Origin of the sequence: Streptomyces sp. AK08-02 (assembly GCF_033795085.1) — a bacterium.
In the GTDB taxonomy this organism is placed as follows: domain Bacteria; phylum Actinomycetota; class Actinomycetes; order Streptomycetales; family Streptomycetaceae; genus Streptomyces; species Streptomyces echiniscabiei.
In genome coordinates this window covers 287,588-312,130 of sequence record NZ_JARAZV010000016.1, presented here as the reverse complement: position 1 = coordinate 312,130, position 24,543 = coordinate 287,588, and the positions used below count along the sequence as shown (strand labels likewise).

Here is a 24,543-nt window from a genome sequence, read left to right as displayed (position 1 = left end):
ACGAGCGGAAACCAGGCAACTACCTGGCCTTTCTCGGACTGGCCGCAGCCCTTTGCTGCTACAAACGGCTCCGGAAACTGACCATGTAGGACACGGTCTTAGACGTCGTCTCATTTGGCGAGTCTGCGGTAGCAGATGAGGCTGCAGGCGATGGCGGTGAAGGCCAGGAAGTGTTCGGCCTTGCGTTCGTAGCGGCGGTGCAAACGGCGGCAGCCGCCCAGCCAGGACATCGTGCGCTCGACCGTCCAACGGTGTCGGCCAAGCCGTGTAGATGACTCGATGCCCTTGCGGGCGATGCGGTGGCGGATACCCCTCTTACTCAGCCATCGCCGCAGGTGGTCGTAGTCGTAGCCCTTGTCCGCGTGGAGCTTGGCAGGCCGGCGGCGGCGCGGGCCCCGGCGGGAACGGATCGGCGGGATGCCCCGCACCAGCGGCTCGAGTGCCTGACTGTCGTGCAGGTTCGCGCCAGAGATACCGACCGAGAGGGGTAAACCGGTCCGCTCGGTGATCAAGTGGACCTTCGAGCCCTTCTTGCCCCGGTCGACAGGATTCGGACCTGTCAGGTCCCCCCTTTCAGGGCCCGCATGTTCACCGAGTCGATCGCGCAGCGCGACCAGTCCAGCTCTCCGCGCGCACCCAGCTCGTCGAGGATGACGCGGTGCAGCTTCGCCCAGACCCGGGCGGCGGTCCATTCAGTGAACCGGCGGTGTGCGGTCGGCCCTGACGGGCCGAAGACCGGCGGCAACTGCCGCCAGGTGCAGCCTGTCGTGGCCACGAAGATGATTGCCGCCAGGACCTCGCGGTCGCCGTACCGCCGTCGGCCGCCGCCCTGCGGTCGTGTCGGAGCGGGTGGCACCACCCGCTGGAACAGCTCCCACAACTCGTCCGGCACCATGCGCTCGACCATCACCACACAGTGCAGAATACCCAGCACCCCAAATGAGACGACGTCTTAAGCACGTCCAGGCCCAGGTCCGCGCCGCGCGACGCCGTCAGCGGCTGGACACCGCCCCCTCCTCGGCTCACGTCGGCGCCTCCAACTCCTCGGCGGCTCGCACACGATGACTGATGAAAGACCCCCTGGGGCCTCCCCACCCTCACCTCCGAGCGTCATCCATCAGCAGCGCCTCGACCAGCTCGCCGCGTTCCTCCACACCGGCGAACAGATCCTGGCCGCTTGGGACGCCTACTCCGACGAGCACACCGACCTCGACAGCTGGCCGTACGACGACGAGACCTACGGGCGGCGCGCCGCCCGCCGCGACGCCGACACCTGGATCGCCGCCGCACAGATCCGCCCCTTCGCCCGCGAACTGGTCTCCACCGCCGAAGTCCAGCTCCAGCAGCTCCCCGCCCGGGCCGTCCAGTCCCACTGGCCGTCGCACCTAGCGAGCGCCGAACACGCCCTCGACCAACTCGACGCCTTCGAAGAGGACTATCGCGCCCGCCTCGACGACCTGCCACGCTCCGCCTGGCCGGGGACACAGGCGTACGACGACCTCATCGACGCCCGCAACGCCGAGGCATGGCACGCACTCAACGAGCTGGCCCTGCACGCCCCCGTGATCCTCACCATCCACGCGACGACCCAACGCACCCCGCCTCGTCTGGAAGCCGTCGCACCTCGACCCGCCCCAACGGTCTCCGCTGCCGCGACGCCCGTGGCACGGAGGTGAGCCGCATGCGTTTCCTGCCTCAGGATGCGGCCGACGAACTCCTCGTTACCCCGCCCTGCCTGGCCGGGGGGGCGGGGACCCGCGCTGGGTCACCGTGGCCCTCCACCAGGCCGGCGGATGGCGCTACGACCACACTCCGCTCTCCCCGATCGTCCATCTGGTCCGGCCCGACCAGCAGGCCGAGCTGAGCCTGTACCCGGACCCGGACGAGCCGTGGTGGACGATCCTCCACGCACCCACCGACGAACACCCCGCCTGGTACGCCCGGTTCGGGGCGCGCATCCCGGTGGAGATCCTCGCCGCGTTCACCGACGCCCTCACCGAGCCCGCCCCCGAAGCGGCGGCGGCGAGTGATCCCTTCGAGATCCTGTACGCGGTCGGCTGGCTGGAACACTCCGACGTCTCGGCCTCGTCCCCCGACAGCCACGTCCATGTCGAGCGCGCCGGCCAGGGGCAAGGCAGCTGGTTCGTCACCACCTCCCTGCCCGGCGACCCCGACACGGTGATCTGGCGCGCCCACCTCGGCGCCGACACCCCGCTCCACCTGGTCGCCGCCTTCACCAACGCCCTCACCGACCCGCACCGCTGCGTCGCGACCCGCTCGCCCTCCCCTGCCAGGCCCGTCCCCACCTCCAGACGGCCCCCGCGCCGACGGGCCCGCCGGGCGGGCTGGATCCGCTGGAGCAGCGCGTCCAGGACCTCGCCGCCCGCCGCCGGCGTGGCGCGCCCTCGCTGCCGCCGAGTCGGCCGCAGCCGCCACCGCGCCGTACGCGCTGACCCGGCCACACCCCTCACTCCGGAATCCTGCCCTTGCCCCACGCCTCCCCCGCCTCCTCCAGCAGCGACGGCTACGACATCGCCTTCAAGGTGCTCCTCGGCGCCCTCGCGATCGCCGTCCCCCTGTCCAACCTCGCCTGGCTGTGCGGCAACCTCGCCGCCTGGGCCACCCACTCCGGCCCCTGGGCGCCGTACCAGCCCATCAACGCCCTCCTGCACCCCGACCAGTTCTGGCCCACCGCCGGAGAAACGACCCTGCTCATCGGTGCCCGCATCATCCCCGTCACCGTGATGATCGCCCTCGTCCTCACCGCCGCAGTCGTCTGGTCACGACACAAGAACTCCGGCGGTGGCCGGAAGAAGAAGATCGCCGGCATGGCCAAGGCGAAGGACATCGAGCCGCTGATGGCTCGGGCGATCACCGCCAAGGCCCGCTCCCTGCGCCCCAGCCTGAAGGACGTCAAGCACATCGATGCCGCCGACACCGGCATCCTCCTCGGCAACCTCCTGGGCAGCCGCCACGAGGTCCGCATGGGGTACGAGGACGTCGCCGTCGCCATCATGGCGCCCCGCTCCGGCAAGACCACCTCGCTCGCAATCCCCTCGATCCTCGCCGCACCCGGCCCCGTCCTGCTGACCTCCAACAAGGCCGCCGGCGACGCCTACACCGCCACCCTCGACGCACGGCAGAGGACCGGCCGGACGTGGTCGATGGACCCGCAGCAGATCGCCCACGCCGAACGGGAGATGTGGTGGAACCCGCTCGCCGACGCCAGGACCCTCGACGGCGCGGGCCGTCTGTCCGGCCACTTCCTCGCGGCTTCCGTGGACGCCAGCCAGCAGGGCGACTTCTGGTCTAAGGCCGGCAGCAACATCCTGTCGCAGCTGTTCCTCGCCGCGGCTCTCGACGAGCGTCCCATCACCGACGTCATGCAGTGGCTGGCCTTCCCCGCCGACCGCACCCCTCTCGACATCCTGCGCGACCACCAGTTCACCGCGGTGGCCGCCCAACTCAAGGGCACCGTCGAAGGACCGCCCGAAACCCGGGACGGCATCTACGAAACCGCCCGACAGTACGCCGCAGCCCTCCTCAACAGCGATATCGCGGCGTGGGTCACCCCGCAGAAGAACGTGCCCGAGTTCCGGCCGTCGGCGTTCGTCTCCTCCACGGACACTCTGTACCTGCTGTCGAAGGACGGTGGCGGCGGCGCCAGTGCCCTGATCGCGGCGTGTGCGGACTCCGTCATGCGCGCGGCGACCGCGCAGGCCGAGCGCGCCGGCGGACGGCTCGACCCGCCGATGCTCGCGATCCTCGACGAGGCTGCCAACGTCTGCAAGATCTCCGATCTGCCCGACCTGTACAGCCACTTGGGCTCGCGCGGCATCATCCCCATCACGATCCTGCAGTCCTACCGCCAGGGCCAGAAAGTCTGGGGCGACGCGGGCATGGACGCCATGTGGTCCGCGAGCACCGTCAAGGTGATCGGCTCCGGCATCGACGATCCGGACTTCGCCGACAAGCTCTCCCGCCTCATCGGCGACCACGACGTGGAGACCACCTCGACCTCCATCTCCGACTCGGGGAAGTCGACCTCCGTGTCGATGCGGCAGGAGCGGATCCTGCCCGCGGACGCGATCCGCGCCCTGCCCAAGGGCACCGCCCTGTGCTTCGCCACCGGCATGCGCGCCGCCATGCTCGACCTGCGCCCCTGGTACGCGGAACCCGACGCCGACGCACTGACTGCCGCCTCCGCCCGCGCATCGAAAGCCATCACCGCCCGCGCCGTCGCCAAGCACGCCCCGCAACAAAGCGACTACGGCCCCGCCGCCTGACCACCCACCACGCCCGAGCACCCCGCCGGGCTGCCTCGCCTGTACCCAGCCACCGGGATGACCGATAGCCATCACCGACCACCACGACGTTTTCATCGGCTCGACCGATGACGGATGGACGTTCGCCGTCCTCAACCGCCCCATCCGCAACGCCGCGCGACACCTGACCGCAGCAGGCTTCACGGCCCGCCAGCACCAGGGCCGCACCCTCTACCTCCTGCCGCCCGGGACCGCCGAGGACGCGCATGAGCGCGCCGGCGTCGCCTTCTACGGGCTCCTGTCCCACACCATGGACCTCGTCGACCTCGCCTGGACCACGCGCTACCCCCTCACCACCGACGCCGAGCCCGAGGCGACCATGCGCTTCCACGACGGCACCGTCACCGCCACCGCGGTCACCGACCGCGCCGGCGGTGTCCTCATCCAGCACGGCTTCACCCCGACGAAGGCAACGCGGGAGTACACACTTCCCGCCGGGTTCGGTGAATCCGACGCCGTGGGTGCGGTGGTCTGTGCCGAATCCCACCTCTACACGCTCGGCGCCAGCGTGCGCGTCGACCTCGGGATCCCGACCCTCCAGGACATCCCGCCCGCGCCCTCCGGCCGTCCAGCCACGCCCACGACACCCTCCCCGGACCAGGCCCACCGACGCAGCCGCTGACCACCAAGCCCCCCGGCCCTCACCCGGAGCAGCACCATCCCCCAGATCGACCTGCAAGCCGAGATCGCCCAACTGCGGCAACTCGGCAGCGCCTTCGAGGATTTGCACAGCGAAGTCCGCTCACTCACCCTCACACCCGGCACCGACGCCCGGCAGCAACTCACGTCGAAGATCCTGGCCACGAACGAGCTGGTCCAACAGGCCATGGAACGCCTGGCCGCCCTGGACGGCAGCCAGTACGCCGCCGTACCCGGCAGCCGCCCGTCCCTGGAAGCGCTCGCCTCCGTCGTCTTCGCCGCCAGTATCGCCGCATCCGACTTGGCCAGCGCGCTGGAGGCCAACCCTCTGGAGGGCGCCGCGTTCCCCGGCCCGCCGGCCGATGAAGCAGCCGTGCGCACGGCACGGCACACGGAGGCCGTCCCCGCCATGGCGGAGCACCTCGCGGACGCCGCCCACGGGCTCGACCTGGCATACACCGGCTGCTACTACCTCGCCAGTGGTATCTCCCGGGACCTGGAGCAGTACGCCGAACAGCCGCAGGAGACACCGGTGCCGGAGATCACGGCCAGCCAGTACGCCGTCCTCGCCCGGCTGTCCGCAGGAGGCGGCACCCGTTACGTAATCAGCCGGCACGGCGTGCTCAAGGCCATCGACAAGGACCGGGCCACCGTGAACGTCGCCACCCTCAACGCCCTGATCAAGCGAGAACTCGTCGAGGTGGACACCACGACACCCCTGCACCAGGGCCAGCGCCTCCACGTCACCGCCGAAGGCCGGCGTGCCCTCGCCCAGCACAAGCCCACGGCTAGCGCCCGAGCAGCGGCCGTGATCCCTCCTGCAACGAAGCAGGGGGTGGGTCGCAGACGATGAGCTTCGCCCCGGCGGACCGCGTCCTGGTCGCCCGCGCCACCTGGCCGGCGGCGGACTGGACCGGCTGGGACAGCCCCTGCCATCGCCGCCACCCGCACCGCTGCGCCCCCGGCTCACGCAGCGCACGGCTGCCCCTCCAGCGATTCACCTTCCGGAGTTCCCTCCCATGCCCAATCCGCCTTCTGTCACTGAGGTGTTGTCCGTCTCCGCCGCGGACGGCACACCCCTGGCCGTCTACCGCGATACGCCTGTGCGCCCGCGTCGCGACGACGCGACGGTCGTCCTCGTGCACGGCGCGTCCGTCACCGCCGACCTGTGGCGTCTGCACACCCGGCACCTGACCGGTCTGGGCCTGGGCGTCCTGCGCTACGACCAGCGCGCGCACGGCCACACCTCCCGAGGCCGGGCACCTCTGACGGTCGAACAGCTCGCCGACGACCTGCACCAGATCCTGACCCGCCTCGTCCCCACCGGACCGCTCGTGCTCGCCGGCCACTCCCTGGGCGCCCTCGTCCTGCAGGAACTCACCGCCCTGCACCCCCATTACCTGACCCGAGTACGGGGCATGGTGCTGCTGTCTCCCACCGCACGCGGTGCGACGGTGCTGCCCGGCCGCGGCCCGCGCGCCTGGCTGCTGGCCGCCGGGCGCAGCCTCGCTGCTCTGACCTGCGCCCACGCACCGCGCGCAGTGGATCTCCTGCGCCGGCGGCTTCCCGGCACGCACCCCCACAGCCTCACGCCACGCCCCAACCGGTCGGCCGACGGGCCACCACGGTGCCGCCACGGCGTCATCCACACCGCGACCGGTGATCTCGCCGCCCTGTGGCAGTCCCTGTGCGACTACAAGCCGCGCGACCTCACCGTCCTGAGCCAGCTCGGCGACCGGTTGCTGCTCATGGCGGGAGCCGACGACCGGCACACCCCGGCCGCCCACACCAAGCATCTGGCCGCCCAACTCCCGGCCGCCGCACTGGACGTCCTCCCTCGCACCACACACGCCCTGCCCATCCGCCACGCGGCCCTCATCAGCGCCCGCATCGCCCGCCTCGCCGCTGAACTGGGCCGGCCCCATCACCCCCAGGACCAGTCATTTCCGAACTCCCCGCTTTCCACGCGATTTCACTAGGCGCCGGAATTCAATCCAGTACCATGCTTGCCCTGTCCGCCGAAGGTATCCTTCCCAAGGTCGACTACGCCATTTTCGCCGACACCGGCTGGGAACCCAAGGTCGTCTATTCCCACCTCGACCGCCTCGAACAGGAAATAGCCGCACCTGCAGGCATACCCGTTCTGCGCGTCACCGCGGGAAACATCCGTAACGATGCCCTAGATCCCGAGCACCGCTTCGCGTCCATGCCTCTGTACATCCTCAACCAGGACGGGAAGCAGGGCATGACCAGGCGCCAGTGCACCGGGGAATACAAGATCAAACCGATCAAGAAGAAGGTCCGGGAACTCCTCGGCTACCCCTACCCCCAGCGCATCCCCAAGGATATATTCGCCGAACAGTGGGTCGGCATCTCGACGGATGAATTTCACCGGGCCAAGGACGCCGACGTCAAGTACATGCGCAACCGGCATCCACTCATAGACCTCGGCTGGTCACGCGCAGACTGCATCCGCTATTTGACCTCTATAGGCCTGGCAGACACGCCGAAATCGAGTTGCCTCGGTTGTCCATTTCACGGAAACGCGCAGTGGAGGAATATCCGGGACAGCAGTCCGGAGGAATGGGCGGACGTGATCGCGTTCGACGCGGCCATCCGCCAGGGCAACGCCCGCGCGAACGCGGCCGGGAACCGGCTGCTGGGCCAGGCGTTCCTGCACCGCTCCCGCGTCCCGCTCGACCAGGCCCCCATCGACCACGTCACCGCCGCGGAGTGGGCTGCGCGCCAGCAGGAACTCGACGACGGTGCCGCTGCGGTGGAGGAGATGGAGAACGGCGTGGTCGACGGCTGTTCTCCCTGGGCCTGCCGCGGTGAAGCCCAACCGGTGCAGGGCGACTTCGGACTGGCCTGGTGAGGCGGATCATCCTCGATCTGTTCGCCGGGCCCGGCGGCTGGAGCCACGCGCTCACCGTCCTCGGCGCGCGGGACGTCGGCCTGGAGTGGGATGCATGGGCCTGTAAGACCCGAGCCATGGCGGGGCAGTTGACGATCCGGACCGACGTCGCCCGCTATCCGACGTGGATCTTCTCCGGCCGCATCCTCGGACTCATCGCCTCCCCGCCGTGCCAGGCATGGAGCATGGCCGGCAAGCGGCTCGGCCTGGTCGACCAGCCGCTCGTCCACCAGGCCGTCGCCGACCTCGCGGCCGGACGCGACACCCGCGAGCAGTTGCTCGCCGCGTGCGCGGACGAGCGCTCTCTCCTGGCGGCCGAGCCCATGCGCTACCTGCACGCCCTGAACACCGTGGGCGAGCCCGAGTGGGTGGCCATGGAAGAGGTCCCCGACGTTCTGCCGTTGTGGAAGCAGTACGCGGCCATCCTGCGCACCTGGGGCTTCTCGGTGTGGGTCGGCATTCTCAACGCCGCCGACTACGGTGTCCCGCAGACTCGGCGGAGGGCGATCCTGCTCGCCTCCCGGGTACGAACCGCCGAGCCCCCACCCCCCACACATGCACAACTCGCCGAGCCAGAAAGCCTGTTCGGGCCCGGCCGCACCCGCTGGGTGTCCATGGCGGAGGCCCTCGGCTGGGGCGCCACCGACCGGCCCGTGCCCACTGTGTGCGCGGGCGGCGGACCAGGCGGAGGCCCAGAGCCCTTCCCCTCCGGCGCCCGCAAGACCCTCATCGACGCCCGCGCCCGCGGTACCTGGGCACCCCGCCCCGACTCCGAGATCGTCCTGGCCTTCCGGCGAGAGGGCTCCGGCTGGGCCGCCCCGCACGGCGCCCGCGAGAACCGCCCCGCAGACGCACCCCCCACGTTCACTGCCGAGGCGCACCGCTGGTCGTGGTCACTGCGCAGCAACAACCAGACCAACGCCACCGTCCGCCGGTCCGACGAACCCGCCGGCACGCTCTTCTTCGGCCACCGGGCCAACGAGTGCACCTGGGTCGCCGAGCCCGCCGTCGAGGCAGCGGGGTCGGCACCGGAGCCGATCAAGATCACCGCCCGGGAAGCGGGTGTGCTGCAGAGCTTCCCCGCCGACTATCCGTGGCAGGGCAACAAGGGCCAGATGTTCTCGCAGATCGGCAACGCCGTCCCCCCTCGCCTGGCCGCACACCTGCTCGCCACGCACCTCAACAAGCCCTTCAACCCTGCTGACTTCACTCTCGCCGCCTGATGCCTCACACCCTCGATCCCCATGACGACGACGGCCTCGACCGCGTCCCGGTGCCGAAGCCCGTGCACTACGCCGAGCAGGCTCTGCTCGGCGCCCTCCTCCTCGAACCTGCGCGTCTGGCCGACACCGAGCCGCTGATCGCCCACCACTTCGACAGCCACACCCACGCCGCACTGTTCACCGCGATCCGCACCCTCCCACCGCCCGACCCCGCCGACCATGCCAAGGACACCGCCTGGCTCAACGCCGTGCTGGACCACGCCCGTCCTCACGCTCGCGGCCTGAGCGCCTCCTACCTCCACGCCCTCATCCAGTTCTGCCCGCAGCCCAAGCACGCTGCGGCGTACGCCAGGATGATCCGCGCCGACAACGCTCGCCGGATCCTGCGCGCGCACGCCGAGCGCCTCGCTTCCACCGCAACCGACCCGGGCCTGCCCAACCCGACAGCCACGACGCTCGGCATGGCCGACGACATCGGCCGCGTCCTGGACGCCCTCGCCGAACAGTTCGCCCCGCACCCCGGCTCCTTCCCCCGCACGACACCCCCCGTGGATGATCCACGGCAGGCCGGCGAGGAGGACCTCGACGAAGAACGCCTCCTCCTGGCGACGGCCACCGCCTATCCGGCGGAGGTCCAGCAGATGCGGTGGCTCGTCGCCGAGGACTTCCTGCTGCCGCTGCACGCCGCGCTCTGGCAGTCCATCACGGCGCTGGTCCACCGCGGCGACATGGTCGACCCGGTCACCGTCCTCGGCGAGGCCCAGCACCGCAGACTGATCACCGACTCCCTGACTCCCAAAGACCTGATGGCCCTGGTCTCCACACCCGCCGGCTCCCCCGAGTACTGGGGCGAGAAGATCCTGAAACGCGCCCTCCTCACCCGCGCCCACACTGTCGCCGCACGGATCACCGCCTACACCGACGACCCCGCCAACACCCCCCACCAGTTCATCACCGGCAGCCGCCGCGCCCTGGCCGACCTCAACGCCCTGCGCACCCGCTGGAACCGCGCCACCGCGCCCTCCCCCGCGTCCGCCACCAGTGCCACCGCGCGGTCCGCGCCGCGTCCCCGGGCGGGGCCGCCCCGGCCGGCCGTCACCGCAACTCGCGCCCACCGATGACCTCAACCACCGGGTCAGGCCGGCCTCCACGGCCAGGCCGGCCTCGAATCGAGCCCGCCTCCATGCCCCATAGCCCTCTCGACGCCCACGTCCAGTTCGACACCCACCCCGCCCACGCCAGCGCCGTCACCGCCACCCTCACCGGCCCCCACCACCGCACCGCCCTGGCACTCCTGGCCACCCACGGCTTCGAGACCCTCGACCCACACACCATGGTCCTGGCCCGCCTTGATCACGAAGAGGCGTACTGGGCCGACCAAGCCGCCCAGGCCCTGAACGCCGAAGGGATCACCACCGAGATCACCCCCAGCCTGCGCGAGGCGATCGCCGAGGAATGGACCTGGGCGAAATATCCGATGCCCTGGTGCACCCGCGCCGAGATCCGCGAGGTCTCTAACGAAGCCCAGAAGATCTACGACGACATCCGCCACGGACGGCTCCTCATCCACGCCCACGCCGAAGACGGCTGGACCATCGTGGCCGTCGGCACCTACCGCGACAGCGGGAAGAGCGTGTATCTCCACGGCGAGAACCACCTCCGGCAGGTCACCGACACCTTCGACTCCCCCACCCAAGCCATCACAGCCTTCGAACACACTCACGGCGACGCCCTACGCTCCGGCCTCGCCCCCATGACCGACACCGAACGCCAGACCGCCCAAGCCCGCGTCGCACTCGGCTCAACCGGCACGACGCGGGCCCCATCCACGCCGCCCATCGAGAGCGTGCCCGCCTACGATGCCGACCCCGGCGACCACGACGCTCTGCTGGAGGACTTCCTCACCGAGAACAACGACTGGGAGAAGTACCGCACTTTCCCTATTGAATATGCGTGTTGAAGCCGTACAGCCCGGTAGCAGTGTCCGCTCCTCGGCCTTTGCCGGGGAGCCGTCCCGAGGACGTCGGTGGCGGCATCGTCGGCGAGAGTGGTGTCGTCCTGGGCCTGCCCGCTGTCCGCGGTGTCCGCGGCGGGCCAGTTGAGTTCGGCGGCCGGGGCGCGCAGGTGGGCCAGGACTGTCGCCTCCCGGCCGTGGCGAGCTCGGTGTCGGTGCGCCACATGATGGTGAACAGGTCGAACAGCGCCTGGTCGGCGGCGAGGTGAGCAGCGATCAGCCGGTCGTGCAGCTGACCGTCAACCGCGGTCACCCGGGCCAGCCGACGGGTGCGCTCGGCCAGGCGCATGCCGGTGTCCGCGTCCGCCGCGGCGACAGAGCACCTGACGGCAACCCACCGATCAGCCGCATGAACAGGGCTCGCGGGCAATGCGCCTAGTCGACCCATGACACGATCACGGCGATCACCGTCAGAGCAAGAGAAAATGCTCCGGCGCAGGTGACCGTCGCACGTGTCAGCGCCTCCGACACGGTGCGCCCGTCCCGGCGGGCGAGCGCGGCCGCGGCGCAGCCGAGGAGCGCCGAGAGGAGCAGGGCGATCACGAGACCGCAGACAAGGACCGCGATCGCGAGTGCGGAATGCTTCATTTCGACCTTCCGATCCGGGTAGCAATGTGGGGGGACACCGGAAAGGTCCCATCGCGCGCGTTCAGCTCCGTTCAGCCTGAACACGACGGAACGTGGTGGTACGTGGTGGGGGGCGAGGGGGGCACCGTGACGGCAGCCGAGGAGCTGGCACAGGAACTCAGCGCGCTCTACGCCGGGCCCACTCACCGCCAGCGCAACCACGAGAGCTTCTGCCGCCGGGCCGGCATCGGACGGACCACGTTGAGCCGGTCTCTCCACGGCCATTCCGTCCCCAGTCGGGACGTGTTGGAGCGCATGCTGGATGCGTTGGACGCCGATGCCGAGGTACGACGCCGGTTGCGGGACCTGCGCGACGAGGCGGCCGGTTTGCACGGCGGCCCGCAGCGGGCACCGTCGGCCGGGCCGAGACTTCCGGACGCATTGACGGGCCTGCTGCGACGGCAGCACGAGGAGGGGGCCCGGTTCGACTGGCCCTGGCGGGCGAGCCGGCTGCCCGTCACCGCGGAACTCTACGTTCCCGTCGAGGTGTTGTGTTCTCCCACCGTGGACGAGCCCGCCGTACCGCAAGCGGCGAGCGAGATGTTGGGCACGATGTCGCCGGGCCGCATTCTGGTCCTGACTGCCGAGGCGGGCGGAGGGAAGTCGACGCTGCTGCGCCAGGTCGCGGCGTCGTTGTCCGCACTCCACCTGCGGGCACCGCAGCGGGCCAAGGCGCCGCTGCCGTTGCTGGTCCCGGCGAGCGCCGTGGATCTGGCTGGCAGAGCGGTCGAGACCGCCCTGCTGCACGCGACCGGGGCGACAGGCTCGGGGACGGTCTCGGGGCCGCGGCCGGTGCTGATGACGCGCACTGGCTAGTGATGGTCGACGCGCTGGACGAGCTCCCGGACCGCTCGGAGCAGCGCGCACTACTCACCCGCCTCGTGCACTTCGCTGGGGAGTACCGGGACCGAATCAGCCTCGTGATCACCACGCGGACGCTGGAGCAGGAAGGCGAGGCCGAAGCCCTGATGAAGCTGGGCTGCGAACTTGGCGTGCTCCAGCCCTTCGACAGCGGTCGGGTGGACAGATTCGCGGCGGCTTGGTTCCCTGAATCCCCGTACCTGCAAGCCCTGTTGGCTCGGTGGTGGGAGACGCTCCGGCGCGGCGGTCTTGAGCCGACTCCGTTCCTGGTGACGTTGACTGCCGGTCTACTCGAGGCCGATCCCCGACGGCAACTCGCGGCCCACACCCACGTCCTCATCGAGCAGTACCGGGCGGAACTGCGTGGCTTTCGAGCACGGCGCACTGCACGGCACTTCCGCCGACTGGAGTGTGAGCCCGGCAAAACCGACGACGTGCTGCGGACGCTGCGCTCGCTCAGCGAGTACCTGGATGTGCTGGTGGGGCGGATGGCGGTGGCGCATGTGCACGACGGCGTCACCGATCTGTTCCGGCACGCGCTGCAGCTCCTGGACGAGGAGTGGGGACCACGCAGCGCGCTGAGCGTCCCGGGCTGGGCCGACCGCGTGCGCACGGCGCTGGTCGACACCGGCTACTTCACCGACGACGCCCGGTTGCGCTTCACGCACCGGCGTTTCGCCGAGCACCTCGCCGCCGAACACCTCGCGCAGACCGTGCCTGTGCAGTTCGATTCCGGCGACAGCGCATGGCACATACGGCTGTGGTCGGCGATGCGCGACTACCGATGGTTCGACGTGCTCACCCACTACGGCTACCAGGCACCGGCCGGCGGACGGGCCCTGCTGAGCTGGCTCCAGCAGGGCAGCCACCCGTGGCGGCGGATCGCCGCCCTGCTGATCGCCTTCGGTGTGCCGCACGAGGACGGCCACATCGACAGTTTCGTGGACAGCCTTAACACGCTGCCCTCGCTCCACCGGGACGAGTGGTGGTCTCTCGCGCGGGCCCTCCCGTACGAGGCCGTGCACCGCTATGTCCTGCGAATCGCCCTGTCGGACGTCACGACGGCGACCGAGCCGGCTCTGCGGCAACTCTTCCGCTTCGATCCCGCACGCGCTCGCTCCCGAGTCCTCGAGTTGCTGGCGGAAGCACACGACCCCATGGTCCGTTCTCATCTCGCCGCACTCGCAGCCGAGTTGGCGCCCGAGGACTCCCTGGTCGCGCAAACGCTGTCCCGATGCCTGACCGACGACGACCTGTCCGCCTCCGTCCGGGTCGACCTGGCCGGTTCACTCGGAGAGATCGCCCCCGAGGACGGTGCGCCGGTGGCGTTCCTACGGGAGGTGGCGAGGGGATACGTGAGTCCACGCAGTCTCGGATCCGATCACATCGCTGTCGACGACATCCGCTTCCGGGCGGCACGGCGTCTGGCCTTTTTGCGTACCGACTCGTTCGACGACGACGTGGATCTGATGACCGCGATGCTGGAGGCTTCGAGGGGAGACACCGATCTCTGGCTGTGGCGCCTGAGGGAACTGTACGACCTGGCTCCAAACCGCCTGAGCCGCATCCAGGCGATGGTCCGTCACCGGATGGCCGAGCACTCGCAGAGCTCGGCTCTGTACGAGAGCTTCCTGACGGCACTGAAGACCGGCGCGGACAGCTGGCGTGACCCCGATCCCCCGGTCCTGTCCGAACTTCCGGACGCCGTGCGAGCGGCCCTGGAGAGCGGGAAGCGCACTGAGGCCGAACTCGCGCAGGTCATCGAGGCTCACCTGACGAACCCGGATCTCTTCGACAGGAAGCGCGCCGTGGCCGAGCTGTGCCGATACGACCCGCCGGTGCCCCGCCTGACGCAAGATGTCCTCCTACGGCAGATCAGGAACCCCGACCGATGCGCCACCTGGCAGACCGCCGACGTGACCGCCGACTGTGCGGCCCTGCTCATCCGCATGTCCGACGACCACCTGGCCGAGGCGGCCGAGGCGCTGGTGGCGGCCACGGCCGAGCACGACATCGTCGGAGCGGTACTCCGGGGGAGCGAGAGGATAGTGCTCCTCGCGTCCGTCGCACCGCAGTACGTACCTCTTGCTGCCCAGATTCTGCGGACCGATCTGCCCAAGACCGTAAACGATCTGGCGTCCCTGGGACCGGCCCACGCGCAGGAGGCGGGGCATCAGCTCGTCCAGGAACTCGTACGGACGCTGCACTCGGGCGACGAGGGCCGACGGAGCCGGGCGGCATCGCAACTCAGCGGACTGGGCCCCGATGTCGAACCCACAGCCGTAGCCGCGCTCGTGTCCGTGATCGGCACCCCTGAGCGCGACACCATGCGCATCGGCGGCCAGGCGCGCCAAGACGCCATCCGCGCGCTGCGGCGCATGGGTGCGGTGTACCACGGTGAACTGGCCGCGGCCCTGGCCGAATACGCCGCCGAGTCCAACGAGGACAACGGTCTGTTCGGTCTGTCCGACGAGGACCTCATGCACTGCGTGAACGACGAAGGGGTGATCGTCCGGGCGTTGCGCCTGACTGCCGAACGGGGGTCCGCCCATCCGTCGGCGCGCCTCGAGGCGGCACGCCGTCTGCTCGACGCCCACAAGCACACCGCGGTGGCGAGGGACTGCCTCCGCGGCCTCGTCGTGGACAATCTCGTCCCGGCCCGCACGCGGGCGACAGGTGTCGACCTACTGCTCTCTCATGACCCTGAGACGGCAGCGGCGTGTCAGCGCGATCTCGCGGCTCTCGCGGGGAACCGGGGGCGCAGCGACACAGAGCGCGTCGTGGCCACCCTCTTGGAGGCGCGCTTCGCCTCTCACGACCGGGCTGCAGACGGGCCCGCATTCGACCCGGCGCGAAGTCGCAGCCTCGCGTCCTGGGCGCAGAACCCGCATGCTTGCCTGCTCATGGCGCGGATGGTCGCCGAGACAATGCCAGGTAGGAAGGAACTGGCCGGATCGCTCGCCCACATGGCGGTGCAGACCCTGCACCCCGGCTCTCTGTCTCAACTCGAGGCGATCAGAGTCATGATGTCGCTCGGAGGCCATTTCGCCCAGCAGGCCGCCAGGCATCTGGTGGCAGTCCCGGGACCGGCTCTGCGCGACTACCCCGACACGTTCCCGGAGGTGCTGCGCGCCTGCCCCGACGACGATGTGGAAGTCGTTCTGGACACCCTTGCCGCACTCCCCACCACCGTGGCCGACCGCTTGCGGATACTGCGCCACCTGATGGCTTCCTGTCTGGCCCACGAGGTTCGGGGGGAGCCATGGCAGGACTTGCTGTCTGTTCCGGCCGTGAACGAAGAAGTGGCCTACTACGGGTGGATCACTGGCCTCCTGCCGATCGCCGACGTCCTACCCGTGTTCGAGGAACTGGCCGCGGGACACAACTCCGACGGCACGGAGGCATCCGAAGAGGACGAGGAGAACCGCATCTGCGCACGCGCGGCACTGCTGTGCCACCGGCCGTCCGCGCTGTCTCCGCAGGAGCGCGTGGACGCCGTCAACGGCCTGCTGAACATCCTGGGGGCGGCACTGCCCCGGCCCACGTTCGACGTGGTCCACGACATCGTGCGGACCCTGAAGGACTGCGGCCTGCCGAACGTGCGGGACGTCCTGTGCTCCGTGCTGTACGGAGTTCTCACCGATCCGGACATCGCCAGCAACGGCGAGTCCGCGGCCATGCAGAAGACCGTGCGGCTCGTGTACGCCCGGCTGCTGACCGATGAGGTCTATCCGGACGACGTGATCGCACAGATCGAGCAAGACCTCAGCGATCCCTTTCTGCCACCCCGGGCGGGCGCCTCTCTGCGAGAGGCACTGCCGATCGTGCGCAGTGTGCGGGTACCCCTCGATCGTGTGATCAAGCGTCTCAACCTAACGTGACCTGACCTGCGGTGGCCTAGCTTGACTCTGAAGCTCAACGACGAAGCCAAAGCGCTGAAGAAGACAATCACCGACCTGGCCCAGCAGGCCACTCCGCAGATGCTCGAACCGTTAGGTGTCGGTGTGGACACTGCCGCGGCAGATTCATCATCGTGGTCGGCGACAATCCCGAACGCGTCAAGTGGCTCCAACGGCCCGTCGGGTCTGCCGCATCTCCCAAACACAGCCGACGGCGACATCAACAGACCCAAACACCAACACGCTGGACTTGACAGGGAACGCACCTGGGACGACAACACCACCATCGCCAACCACGAATCGCTCACTCTGCGCGCCCTCATCGATCACGACGCCGAATGCCGTGACATGAAGTGGACCATCGCCGCCTACGAATCCCCCGTCAGCGAGCGCCTCTGGCACGCCACGGCCACTGCCACCACCCCGGTGGAGATCGTGCGCACCCTGCTCAACTCCCTGGCCTCCGACTACGTATGGGGCGCCGGACCGGCGACCGGCGTCTCCGAGACGGAGATCGCCGAGGCGACCCGGCCGCTCACGGACGCGGGCTGGAAGCAGATAGTCGAAGGCCGCTGGATCCGTTGGGAGGCACCGGGCGAGGACGCCGCCGGCGTCCAGTTCGACGCCTTCGCCGCCCAGAAGCCCAACAGCCCGCTGCCGACCTGGACCGTCTGGGGCGGCAACGCCGTCCACCAGCCCACCTGGGCACTCCACTTTTCCCCGTACACCCCGGCGGCCGTCCTGCAGGACCTCATCTTCGAACTCGCCGAGGGGCAAGGACGCCGCCAGGTCCCCGCTGCTACCACTCCGCGACTAGCGATGCTGACTCCGCAGGCCCCGGCGCCCGCCCCTCCCGGGCAGGCGCCGGCAGCCGTTTCCACCCAGACCCGCTGAACCTCCGCCGCACCAGCTGGACGCGTGCTTGATAGTCTGGGCCCAGAAGGCGCTGGGCCCAGGCTCAGTTGCGGCGTATCGAGTCGGGATGCTGCGGGGAGACGATGTCTGTCGTCACCTGGAGATGCGAGCGACAGCGTCGTGGCTGTGGATGCTCTCAAGGTTTCGAACGCGTACAGCATGCTCGAGGCCCCGTTCGCGGCAGGCGAGGCTGATGTCGCGCGCCATGTCCTCAACGAACACAGGGTGGTCGTACGCCTGCATCGTTAGAACGCGTTCGTCGGGCCGCTTGACCAACGGCACGACAGGGGCGGACGCACTCTGCTCCAGGAGCCTTACGGCCTCCTGCACCGCAAAGGGATAGGGCGTGTCCCCGTGCCCCGTCACGGACAGCGTAATGCGGCTGCGCTGGTTGTGGGCGCCGTAGTCCGAGATAGCTTTCGAGCACGGGCACAAGCTCGTTACCTCGGTCGTGACCGAGGTAATCACCGTCGTGTCGCCGTTGTCCCAGCGGCCTTCGAAACGAGCGTCGTGGACCTGCCACGACTCAGCGCCGCTCGCAGGCGCGACCACGCTAGTGCTCAATGGGACATCGATCGTCACTGCGAGCGCGGGCGCGTCGAGGAGGTCGGCGCCGACCTTCAGGACGTACGGCAGCTTGCGCGGATCGAACCGACGAAGGTGATCGTGTGCGAGAGCGACCATGCGGCTCATGTGGGTGCCTCGCCGGTCGTGCTGCAGCCGGACGGTCACTTCGATCTCGGCGACGCCGTCCTGGCGGAGGTGGCCGTCCTCGAAGTACAGCGGGTAGCGCAAGCCGCTGATGCCGACGTCGTCGATTTCGATGCCGCGGGAGTCGGTCTCGTTCTGGATGTCGTGCACGCTTACTCGCCCCGATAGGTGCAGCCGGATGTGCACGTCTCGCGGACAGTGAGGGCGGAGAGGCCGGGCAGTGTCGGCCTCAGCCGATCCCAGATCCAGCGAGCGAGGACCTCGCTGGTCGGGTTCTCCAAACCCTCGATCTCGTTGAGGTAGTAGTGGTCGAGTCGCGCTTCGATGGGCTTGAAGGCGCGTTTGACGTCACCGAAGTCCATGACCCAGCCCGATTCGGCTCCGACGGGCCCCTCGACGTGGACGATGACCTTGTACGAGTGCCCGTGCAGGCGCGCGCACTTGTGGCCCTCGGGCACATTGGGCAGGCGGTGCGCGGATTCGAAGGTGAACTCGCGGAAGATTTCCATTACTGAATTCCCAGATACTTGTGCGTCTGGAGAGAGAGGATCCAGCGCGGGTTCTTCATGCAGTAGTCGACCGTCGCCCTGGTGTTGGCGTCAACGTCCGGGCCGTCCATGGGCTGGAGCCGGAAGTACCGGAAGTCCAGGTGCTCGAACTGACTGGGGTCGCCGCCCAACTGGGGGTAAACGAGCTTCAGTTCGTCTCCACGCGTAACTACCAGTTCGGAGCCGATTTTGGGGCTGACGCAGAGCCAGTCGATGCCCTTTGGCGGTACGCGGGTGCCGTTCGTCTCGACGGCGACCTCGAAGCCTCGGGCATGAAGGGCATCGATCGCTGCATCGTCAAGCTGCAAGAGTGGCTCGCCTCCGGTGCACACGACGAAGCGGTGCTCCCTGGATGCCGAGGGCCACGCTCGTTCCACCGCCTGCGCGAGATCGTCCGGGGACGCGAAACGGCCGCCGCCTTCTCCGTCGGTACCGACGAAATCCGTGTCGCAGAACTGGCAGATCGCACGGTGGCGATCCTTCTCCAGGCCGGTCCAGAGATTGCACCGGGAGAAGCGGCAGAAGACGGCTGGACGACCTGCGTGACTCCCTTCGCCTTGCAGGGTGTAGAAGATCTCTTTGACCAGATAGGTCATTCTCACGCGCCCTGGTACTGCACAGGGTCGGTAACGCCAGCCTCGGCGAACCCCTTCAGACGGAGCAGGCAGGTCTCGCAGTGCCCGCAGGCCCGACCCTGCTCGTCTGGGTCGTAGCAAGAAGACGTCAGGGAATAATCCACACCGAGGCGCAGTCCCTCGCGGACGATGTCGGCCTTCGACATGGCGATGAGCGGCGAGTGGAGTTTGAGTTCCTGCGTCCCCTCAACGCCTGCGCGGGTCGCCAGGTTCGCCATTTTCGCGTACGCGTCCATGTACTCGGGACGGCAGTCCGGGTAGCCGCTGTAGTCGACGGCGGTCACGCCGGTGAAGATGTCGCTCGCGCCGACGGTCTCCGCGTAGGCCAGCGCGAAGGACAGGAAGATCGTGTTGCGTGCCGGTACATACGTGATGGGCACGCTGCTTCCCGTGTCCTTGCTGCTGGCGTCGTCCAGAGACTCGTGCTTGGGAACCTCGATCTCCGACGTGAGAGCCGAGCCGCCGAAAACTCGCAGATCGATGTCCGCGATGACGTGGCGAGCAACCCCCTGAGCCCCCGCCACACGCTTCGCAGCCTCCAGTTCCACACTGTGCCGCTGGCCGTAACGGAAGCTCAGCGCGTACGGCGTGTAGCCCTGGTCTTTGGCGATCGCCAGAACGGTCGTCGAGTCCAGGCCGCCACTCAGTAGAACGATCGCGGGACGCTCCGCCATGCCCTGCTCCCTAGTTAGCTCTGTGTGTACCGCTGCAGCTTACGCGAAAACTGACAGGTAGAGTGACGCCAACATACTTCCAGTTATCGGCGTCGGGAGCAGAGCCGCGTGAGGCAACTTTCACTGGTCGTCACGTGCACGGACCGCAAGGCAGCTGCACCCGAGGCCGCACTGCAGGCAAGGTCACTCCCGGTCGGAACAGTGAAGGAACGCTCGGCACTCTGGAAGGAGCGTGTCGAGAACGCGACTCGCACGCACTCCCTCACCGAGCTCTACCGGGGCGATCACTGGACGCAGTCGCGTCGACTAACTGCAGCCGCCGCAAAGGCGGGATTCGATGCGCAACTGTGGGTGGCATCCGCCGGCCTCGGCCTGCAGCCAGTCTCTGCAATGGCGCCTTCCTACGCAGCGACCTTCAGCACCCGACACGCCGACTCGGTCGCTTCCTCGGCGGCAGACGGTGTCCAGTGGTGGCGGCATCTTCAAGAAGGAGTTGGCCGCGCGACCTTGCCGGGACTCGGCCAGGAAGGGCCAGTGCTGCTGGTGCTGTCCGAGGTCTACGCGAAGGCTATGGAAGCAGAGCTTCGAGCCCTCGGCGCGGTGGCAAGCGAGGCTCTGATGGTCGGCGGCGTCGAAGAGATCCCCGGCATCCAACGAGTCGCCTCCGATGCAGGGTTGCGCCATGCGCTCGGCGGAACCCTGACGAGCCTGAACGTACGCATGGCCGCGTCCTGGCTCCAGTACTGCGATGACAAACGACTGACCTCTCCCGCGGCCAACGACTCCTGGCGCAAGTGGGCGGCGAGTACGTCTCAGCCGGAGCAGCACAACCGCGAGCCCGTGTCGGATGAAGAGGTCGTCGCCTTCATTAAAGAGCAGATCACCTCCTCGCCCGGCATCTCACGAACGCGACTCTTGCGTGCACTGCGAGACAGCGGCCGAGCATGCGAGCAGAGCAGGTTTGCCGGGTTGTTCATTCGCACCAGGGGGGAATAGTGACAGAGAATCTGATCAGACGCAGGGCCCTGCGCATCGAACAGAACCCCAAGATCCCCCTGTACCTGTTCGCACTGGAAGCAGGGGAAGTTGACCTCGTAGCCGACGTCGCGCGGATCTCGCGTGATGAGGCCGGCAAGCTCTTTGGGTATCAGCGCCCCGAGAAGAAGCAACACGTCAAGCAGATCTTGGAATACCTAGACGGCGACGACGTGCTCTTTCCGAACGGCCTAATTCTCGCGTTGCCCCCGGCGGTACGCTTCAAGGGGAGCCGAGGCCCCAACCCTAGCGACGGGCTCGCAACCATTGGCACCCTGGAGATTCCCCTCCCGGAATCACGGGAAGCGCCACGCCCAGCTCTCATTGTCGACGGTCAACAGCGGAGCCTGGCGCTTGCTCGTACGCGGAACTCCAAGATGCCAATCACCATCGCGGGATTTGTAGCTGAAGACCTGGACATTCAACGCGACCAGTTCCTGCGCGTTAATACAGTGTCACCCCTTCCCGGGAACTTGGTCTCAGAACTCCTGCCAGAGGTGAACACCCAACTGCCCACGAGGCTCTCGGCCCGTAAGCTCCCAGCAACTCTGGTAAATGCGCTGAACCAGGATAGCGACTCACCTTTTAAAGGTCTGATCAAGCAGGCGTCAACCACCGCCAGCAAGAAGTCAGAAACTTTCGTTAAGGACAACAGCCTCCTTCAGGCAATCACGGAATCCTTGTCGGCTTCCGGAGTCCTCTTCCCTTACAAGAACTTGTCCAGCGGAACAACTGACACGGCAACTATCCGCAACATTCTCGTTGTTTACTGGACTGCAGTGAGGGACACATTCCCTGACGCATGGGGAATCTCACCGACCAAGAGCCGGCTGATGCATGGCGTCGGCATTCGCTCCATGGGGCGACTCATGGATCGCGTCATGGAGCGAGTGTTGTTTGAAGTAGACGTCAACTCGAACGACGTCTACGACAAGGTCATGGCGGAACTCGCACTTATTGGACCCCACTGCCACTGGACCAAGGGACGCTGGTCTGAGATCAACTTCTCCTGGAATGAGCTGGAGAACGTCACGAAGCACATCAACATCCTGTCAAACTATCTGATCCGTGTTTACCGTGAGTCAAGGATGAGCGCATCGTGAAATTCTACTTTCCAGACAGCCAGGACCAGGTCAGTCCGACGTACGACTTCCTCAATGACGAATATTCTCCGTACCGGGTTCGACAGAGAGACGATCTCTACGCTCATCAAGCGGTGAAGCCTGCCCCATACGACGGCATACTAGTCAGCAAGGCCATTGTCGACGGCTCGGTAAAGGGTGCAGGAAAATATAGTGCACCTCAGCGCGAGCGGCTATACCGGCTTGGCGTGCGTGAATTCTTCAGACTCCCCAAGGCGATGAGAAGTCTCGGAGACTGCGGGGCGTTCAACTATATCGACGAAGAACGTCCTCCCTATTCTGTCGAACAGGTCCTCGATTTCTACCTCGGCTGCCAATTCAATTCAGGGATCAGCATTGACCATGTGATCTTCGGATACGATCCGAAAGTCTCCGACGCGGATGTCAATCCTGCGTGGGCACAGCGCCGCGAGATTTCGCTAGAATTGGCGGAGGAGTTCATCGCCGGCGTCAGGGCTCGCAACGCGAAGACCCTGAACGAGGATGACAAACTCGAGCCTGTTGGCGCTGCTCAGGGATGGAGCCCAGATAGCTACGCGGACAGCGTCGCTCGGCTCCAAAAAATGGGCTACAAGCGGATTGCTCTGGGCGGCATGGTCCCGTTGAAGACGCCCGAAATCGTGTCCTGCCTTGAGAAGATCGCTAAAGTCCGTGCGGATGAGGTGTACTTCCATTTGCTCGGGATCACCCGCGTTGACAGCATGGAAGAGTTTTCCAAGTACTACGTCGCAAGTTTCGACAGCACCTCAGCGTTCCGCCAGGCCTTCATGGACGAGCGCAACAACTACCACACTGCTAACGGTTCCTACACAGCGATCAGAGTTCCGCAGGTCGATGGAAACCTGACCCTCAAGCGACTGATCCTCGCCGGCGTCGTCTCTCAATCGGTGGCCATCAAAGCAGAGCGGGAATGCCTCCAACTGCTGCGCAGGTACGACGAACGCAATGCGGAAGCCGAAGAGGTCATGGAGGCACTGCGCGGCTATCAGGCGCTCCTCGGCGATGAAAAGAAGCTGAAGCACGTCGAGCGGTACAAGGCCACCCTTGCTGATCGCCCCTGGGACGACTGCCCATGCGATCTCTGCAAGGAACACAAGATCGAAATGGTCATCTTCCGCGGAACAGAGCGAAACAAGCGCCGCGGATTCCATAACATGACTGTCCTGGAAGCCAAGATGCGCAAGCTGTCGTTCACATAATCACCCAGACCGCGCATAAGACTCTAAGCACCCTAAACAGGAGATAATGTGGCCGACCGCTACGAGCTCAAGCTACCTGCCCTCAAGGTGAGCCAAGGCAGCAAGGAGATCTACTGCTTCGCAGTCGACGGCAAGAAACTGCACGACTTCGCCGCCGTCTCGCGCATCCGCCGAGACGACGAGAAGCGGCTGCAGGGGTACCAGCGGCCCGAGGTCCTCAGCCACATCCGGTCGATCCGCCGTTACCTTGAGTCAGACGGCGCGATGCTTCCCAACGCACTGGTCCTCGCCTTCGACGAGCGAGTGAAATTTGTTCCCGCAGCCCGCGGCGGATCCGTCGACTACTCCGTTCCTGGTGAACTGGTCATCCCCGTCGACGAGTCACTGGCTGACGAAGACAAGCCGGCATGGCTGGTTGACGGACAGCAGCGCAGCGCCGCCATCAGGGACGCTGACCTTGCCGAGTTCCCCGTCGCTGCCGTGGGCTTCATTGCTTCCGGACAGGCGGAGCAGCGGTCGCAGTTCATCTTGGTCAACTCGACCAAGCCGCTCCCCAAGGGGCTCGTGTATGAGTTGTTGCCCGCGACGACCGGGCAGTTGCCGCGTTCGCATGAGCGTCGCCGGCTCGCTGCGCAAATCATGTCTCTCCTGAATACCCAAGAGGGCCCCTTCTGCGGGAGGATCAGCAGCCCTACGTCTCCCAAGGGCAACATCAAGGACAACAGCGTGCTGAAGATGCTGGAGCACAGCATCTACGAGGGCGCGCTGTTCCAGTACCGCAACGCCACCGACGGCACCGGCGACGAGGAGCGGATGGTCGCGCACCTCCAGGCCTTCTGGAAGCCAGTCTCGAAAATCTTCGAGGACGCGTGGAGCAAGCCCCCGAAGGAGTCGAGGCTGACGCACGGTGTGGGTGTCCAGGCCATGGGCTTCGTCATGGACCGGCTCACCACTGATATCCCGGTCGACAAGGTCAACTGGGACGAGGTCCGCTCCATTCTGCGAGGCCTCGAAGAGCATGTGGCGTGGACGGCTGGCACATGGACGTTCCCGGACGGCCAGGAGCGCCGCTGGAACAGTCTGCAGAACACGTCCAGCGACGTACGACTGCTCAGCACTTACCTGCAGGCCCGAGTCCGCGGGTAGTACCTGACAGTGCGCCCTAGCAAGGTGGCCGCCCAG

The 24,543-nt window shown here is 67.4% G+C and carries 23 protein-coding genes and 1 pseudogene; 17 read left to right on the top strand and 7 right to left on the bottom strand.

Features of this window, described 5'->3' with window-relative positions; genetic code table 11:
- Positions 1–110: 110 nt before the first annotated feature.
- Positions 111–907 (bottom strand): IS5 family transposase gene (locus PV734_RS32355; protein ID WP_319293231.1). Its coding sequence is split into 2 segments (ribosomal slippage): positions 111–574 and positions 574–907, totalling 798 coding nucleotides; the frame shifts between segments, so codons are not numbered across the junction.
- Between the two features lie 154 nt (positions 908–1,061).
- Between PV734_RS32355 and PV734_RS32350 the strand changes: the two genes are divergently transcribed.
- From PV734_RS32350 to PV734_RS32305, 10 genes and pseudogenes are all read left to right on the top strand, one after another.
- The gene (locus PV734_RS32350) at positions 1,062–1,676 is read left to right on the top strand and encodes a hypothetical protein (protein WP_319293210.1); all 615 of its coding nucleotides are present in this window, start codon (positions 1,062–1,064) and stop codon (positions 1,674–1,676) included.
- A gap of 94 nt (positions 1,677–1,770) precedes the next feature.
- Positions 1,771–2,196: pseudogene (locus PV734_RS45925) on the top strand (DUF317 domain-containing protein); the annotation flags it as partial.
- A gap of 290 nt (positions 2,197–2,486) precedes the next feature.
- Complete coding sequence (locus PV734_RS32340) at positions 2,487–4,286, top strand: type IV secretory system conjugative DNA transfer family protein (protein WP_319293207.1); 1,800 nt, start codon at positions 2,487–2,489, stop codon at positions 4,284–4,286.
- Positions 4,287–4,575: 289 nt separating this feature from the next.
- Positions 4,576–4,947: a hypothetical protein gene (locus PV734_RS32335; RefSeq protein WP_319293205.1), complete on the top strand. Its 372-nt coding sequence runs from the start codon at positions 4,576–4,578 to the stop codon at positions 4,945–4,947.
- A gap of 102 nt (positions 4,948–5,049) precedes the next feature.
- Positions 5,050–5,817: a hypothetical protein gene (locus tag PV734_RS32330; RefSeq protein ID WP_319293203.1), complete on the top strand. Its 768-nt coding sequence runs from the start codon at positions 5,050–5,052 to the stop codon at positions 5,815–5,817.
- Positions 5,818–5,983: 166 nt separating this feature from the next.
- Positions 5,984–6,943, top strand: a complete 960-nt coding sequence (locus PV734_RS32325; protein WP_319293201.1) for an alpha/beta hydrolase — start codon at positions 5,984–5,986, stop codon at positions 6,941–6,943.
- Positions 6,944–6,966: 23 nt separating this feature from the next.
- Complete coding sequence (locus tag PV734_RS32320; RefSeq protein ID WP_319293199.1) at positions 6,967–7,839, top strand: hypothetical protein; 873 nt, start codon at positions 6,967–6,969, stop codon at positions 7,837–7,839.
- Positions 7,840–7,844: 5 nt separating this feature from the next.
- Positions 7,845–9,101, top strand: a complete 1,257-nt coding sequence (locus PV734_RS32315) for a DNA cytosine methyltransferase (protein ID WP_319293229.1) — start codon at positions 7,845–7,847, stop codon at positions 9,099–9,101.
- Positions 9,101–10,222 (top strand): DnaB-like helicase N-terminal domain-containing protein, encoded by a 1,122-nt coding sequence (locus PV734_RS32310; protein ID WP_319293197.1) that lies wholly within the window; start codon positions 9,101–9,103, stop codon positions 10,220–10,222. Before PV734_RS32315 ends, PV734_RS32310 begins: the two co-directional genes overlap by 1 nt.
- A gap of 62 nt (positions 10,223–10,284) precedes the next feature.
- The gene (locus PV734_RS32305) at positions 10,285–11,061 is read left to right on the top strand and encodes a hypothetical protein (protein ID WP_319293195.1); all 777 of its coding nucleotides are present in this window, start codon (positions 10,285–10,287) and stop codon (positions 11,059–11,061) included.
- Here the strand turns inward: PV734_RS32305 and PV734_RS32300 are convergent.
- On the bottom strand, positions 11,042–11,404 hold the full coding sequence (locus PV734_RS32300; RefSeq protein WP_319293193.1) for a hypothetical protein: 363 nt from the start codon (positions 11,402–11,404) through the stop codon (positions 11,042–11,044). The two genes, PV734_RS32305 and PV734_RS32300, sit on opposite strands and share 20 nt — an antisense overlap.
- Before the next feature lie 86 nt (positions 11,405–11,490).
- The gene (locus PV734_RS32295; protein WP_319293191.1) at positions 11,491–11,703 is read right to left on the bottom strand and encodes a hypothetical protein; all 213 of its coding nucleotides are present in this window, start codon (positions 11,701–11,703) and stop codon (positions 11,491–11,493) included.
- Between the two features lie 126 nt (positions 11,704–11,829).
- Between PV734_RS32295 and PV734_RS32290 the strand changes: the two genes are divergently transcribed.
- Genes PV734_RS32290 through PV734_RS32280 form a run of 3 tightly spaced genes read left to right on the top strand, consistent with a single transcriptional unit; the run spans position 11,830 to position 17,396 of the window.
- Complete coding sequence (locus PV734_RS32290) at positions 11,830–12,558, top strand: helix-turn-helix domain-containing protein (RefSeq protein ID WP_319293189.1); 729 nt, start codon at positions 11,830–11,832, stop codon at positions 12,556–12,558.
- A gap of 2 nt (positions 12,559–12,560) precedes the next feature.
- Positions 12,561–16,484 (top strand): hypothetical protein, encoded by a 3,924-nt coding sequence (locus PV734_RS32285; RefSeq protein ID WP_319293187.1) that lies wholly within the window; start codon positions 12,561–12,563, stop codon positions 16,482–16,484.
- A gap of 21 nt (positions 16,485–16,505) precedes the next feature.
- Positions 16,506–17,396 (top strand): DUF317 domain-containing protein, encoded by an 891-nt coding sequence (locus tag PV734_RS32280; RefSeq protein WP_319293185.1) that lies wholly within the window; start codon positions 16,506–16,508, stop codon positions 17,394–17,396.
- A gap of 114 nt (positions 17,397–17,510) precedes the next feature.
- Here the strand turns inward: PV734_RS32280 and PV734_RS32275 are convergent, their stop codons facing one another.
- The 4 genes from PV734_RS32275 to queC are packed head-to-tail and all read right to left on the bottom strand — an operon-like array spanning position 17,511 to position 19,985.
- Positions 17,511–18,278, bottom strand: coding sequence for a GTP cyclohydrolase I FolE2 (locus tag PV734_RS32275; protein WP_046914119.1), 768 nt, complete (start codon positions 18,276–18,278; stop codon positions 17,511–17,513).
- Positions 18,279–18,280: 2 nt separating this feature from the next.
- A complete protein-coding gene (queD, locus tag PV734_RS32270) occupies positions 18,281–18,637 on the bottom strand; it encodes a 6-carboxytetrahydropterin synthase QueD (RefSeq protein WP_046914118.1) in 357 nt (118 codons plus the stop codon).
- Entirely contained in the window at positions 18,637–19,272 is a 636-nt protein-coding gene (queE, locus tag PV734_RS32265; RefSeq protein ID WP_046914117.1) for a 7-carboxy-7-deazaguanine synthase, read from the bottom strand. The genes queD and queE overlap by 1 nt, the downstream gene beginning before the upstream one ends.
- 2 nt (positions 19,273–19,274) lie before the next feature.
- Positions 19,275–19,985 (bottom strand): 7-cyano-7-deazaguanine synthase QueC, encoded by a 711-nt coding sequence (gene queC, locus PV734_RS32260; RefSeq protein ID WP_046914116.1) that lies wholly within the window; start codon positions 19,983–19,985, stop codon positions 19,275–19,277.
- 201 nt (positions 19,986–20,186) lie between these two features.
- On the opposite strand from queC, the gene PV734_RS32255 reads away from it, so the two are divergent.
- The 4 genes from PV734_RS32255 to dbpB (PV734_RS32240) are packed head-to-tail and all read left to right on the top strand — an operon-like array spanning position 20,187 to position 24,507.
- Complete coding sequence (locus tag PV734_RS32255; protein ID WP_319293181.1) at positions 20,187–20,981, top strand: hypothetical protein; 795 nt, start codon at positions 20,187–20,189, stop codon at positions 20,979–20,981.
- Entirely contained in the window at positions 20,981–22,123 is a 1,143-nt protein-coding gene (gene dbpB, locus PV734_RS32250) for a DGQHR domain-containing protein DpdB (protein WP_046914114.1), read from the top strand. The genes PV734_RS32255 and dbpB (PV734_RS32250) overlap by 1 nt, the downstream gene beginning before the upstream one ends.
- A complete protein-coding gene (dpdA, locus tag PV734_RS32245) occupies positions 22,120–23,361 on the top strand; it encodes a tRNA-guanine transglycosylase DpdA (RefSeq protein ID WP_046914113.1) in 1,242 nt (413 codons plus the stop codon). The genes dbpB (PV734_RS32250) and dpdA overlap by 4 nt, the downstream gene beginning before the upstream one ends.
- A gap of 48 nt (positions 23,362–23,409) precedes the next feature.
- Positions 23,410–24,507: a DGQHR domain-containing protein DpdB gene (gene dbpB / locus PV734_RS32240; protein WP_319293178.1), complete on the top strand. Its 1,098-nt coding sequence runs from the start codon at positions 23,410–23,412 to the stop codon at positions 24,505–24,507.
- Positions 24,508–24,543: the final 36 nt, after the last annotated feature.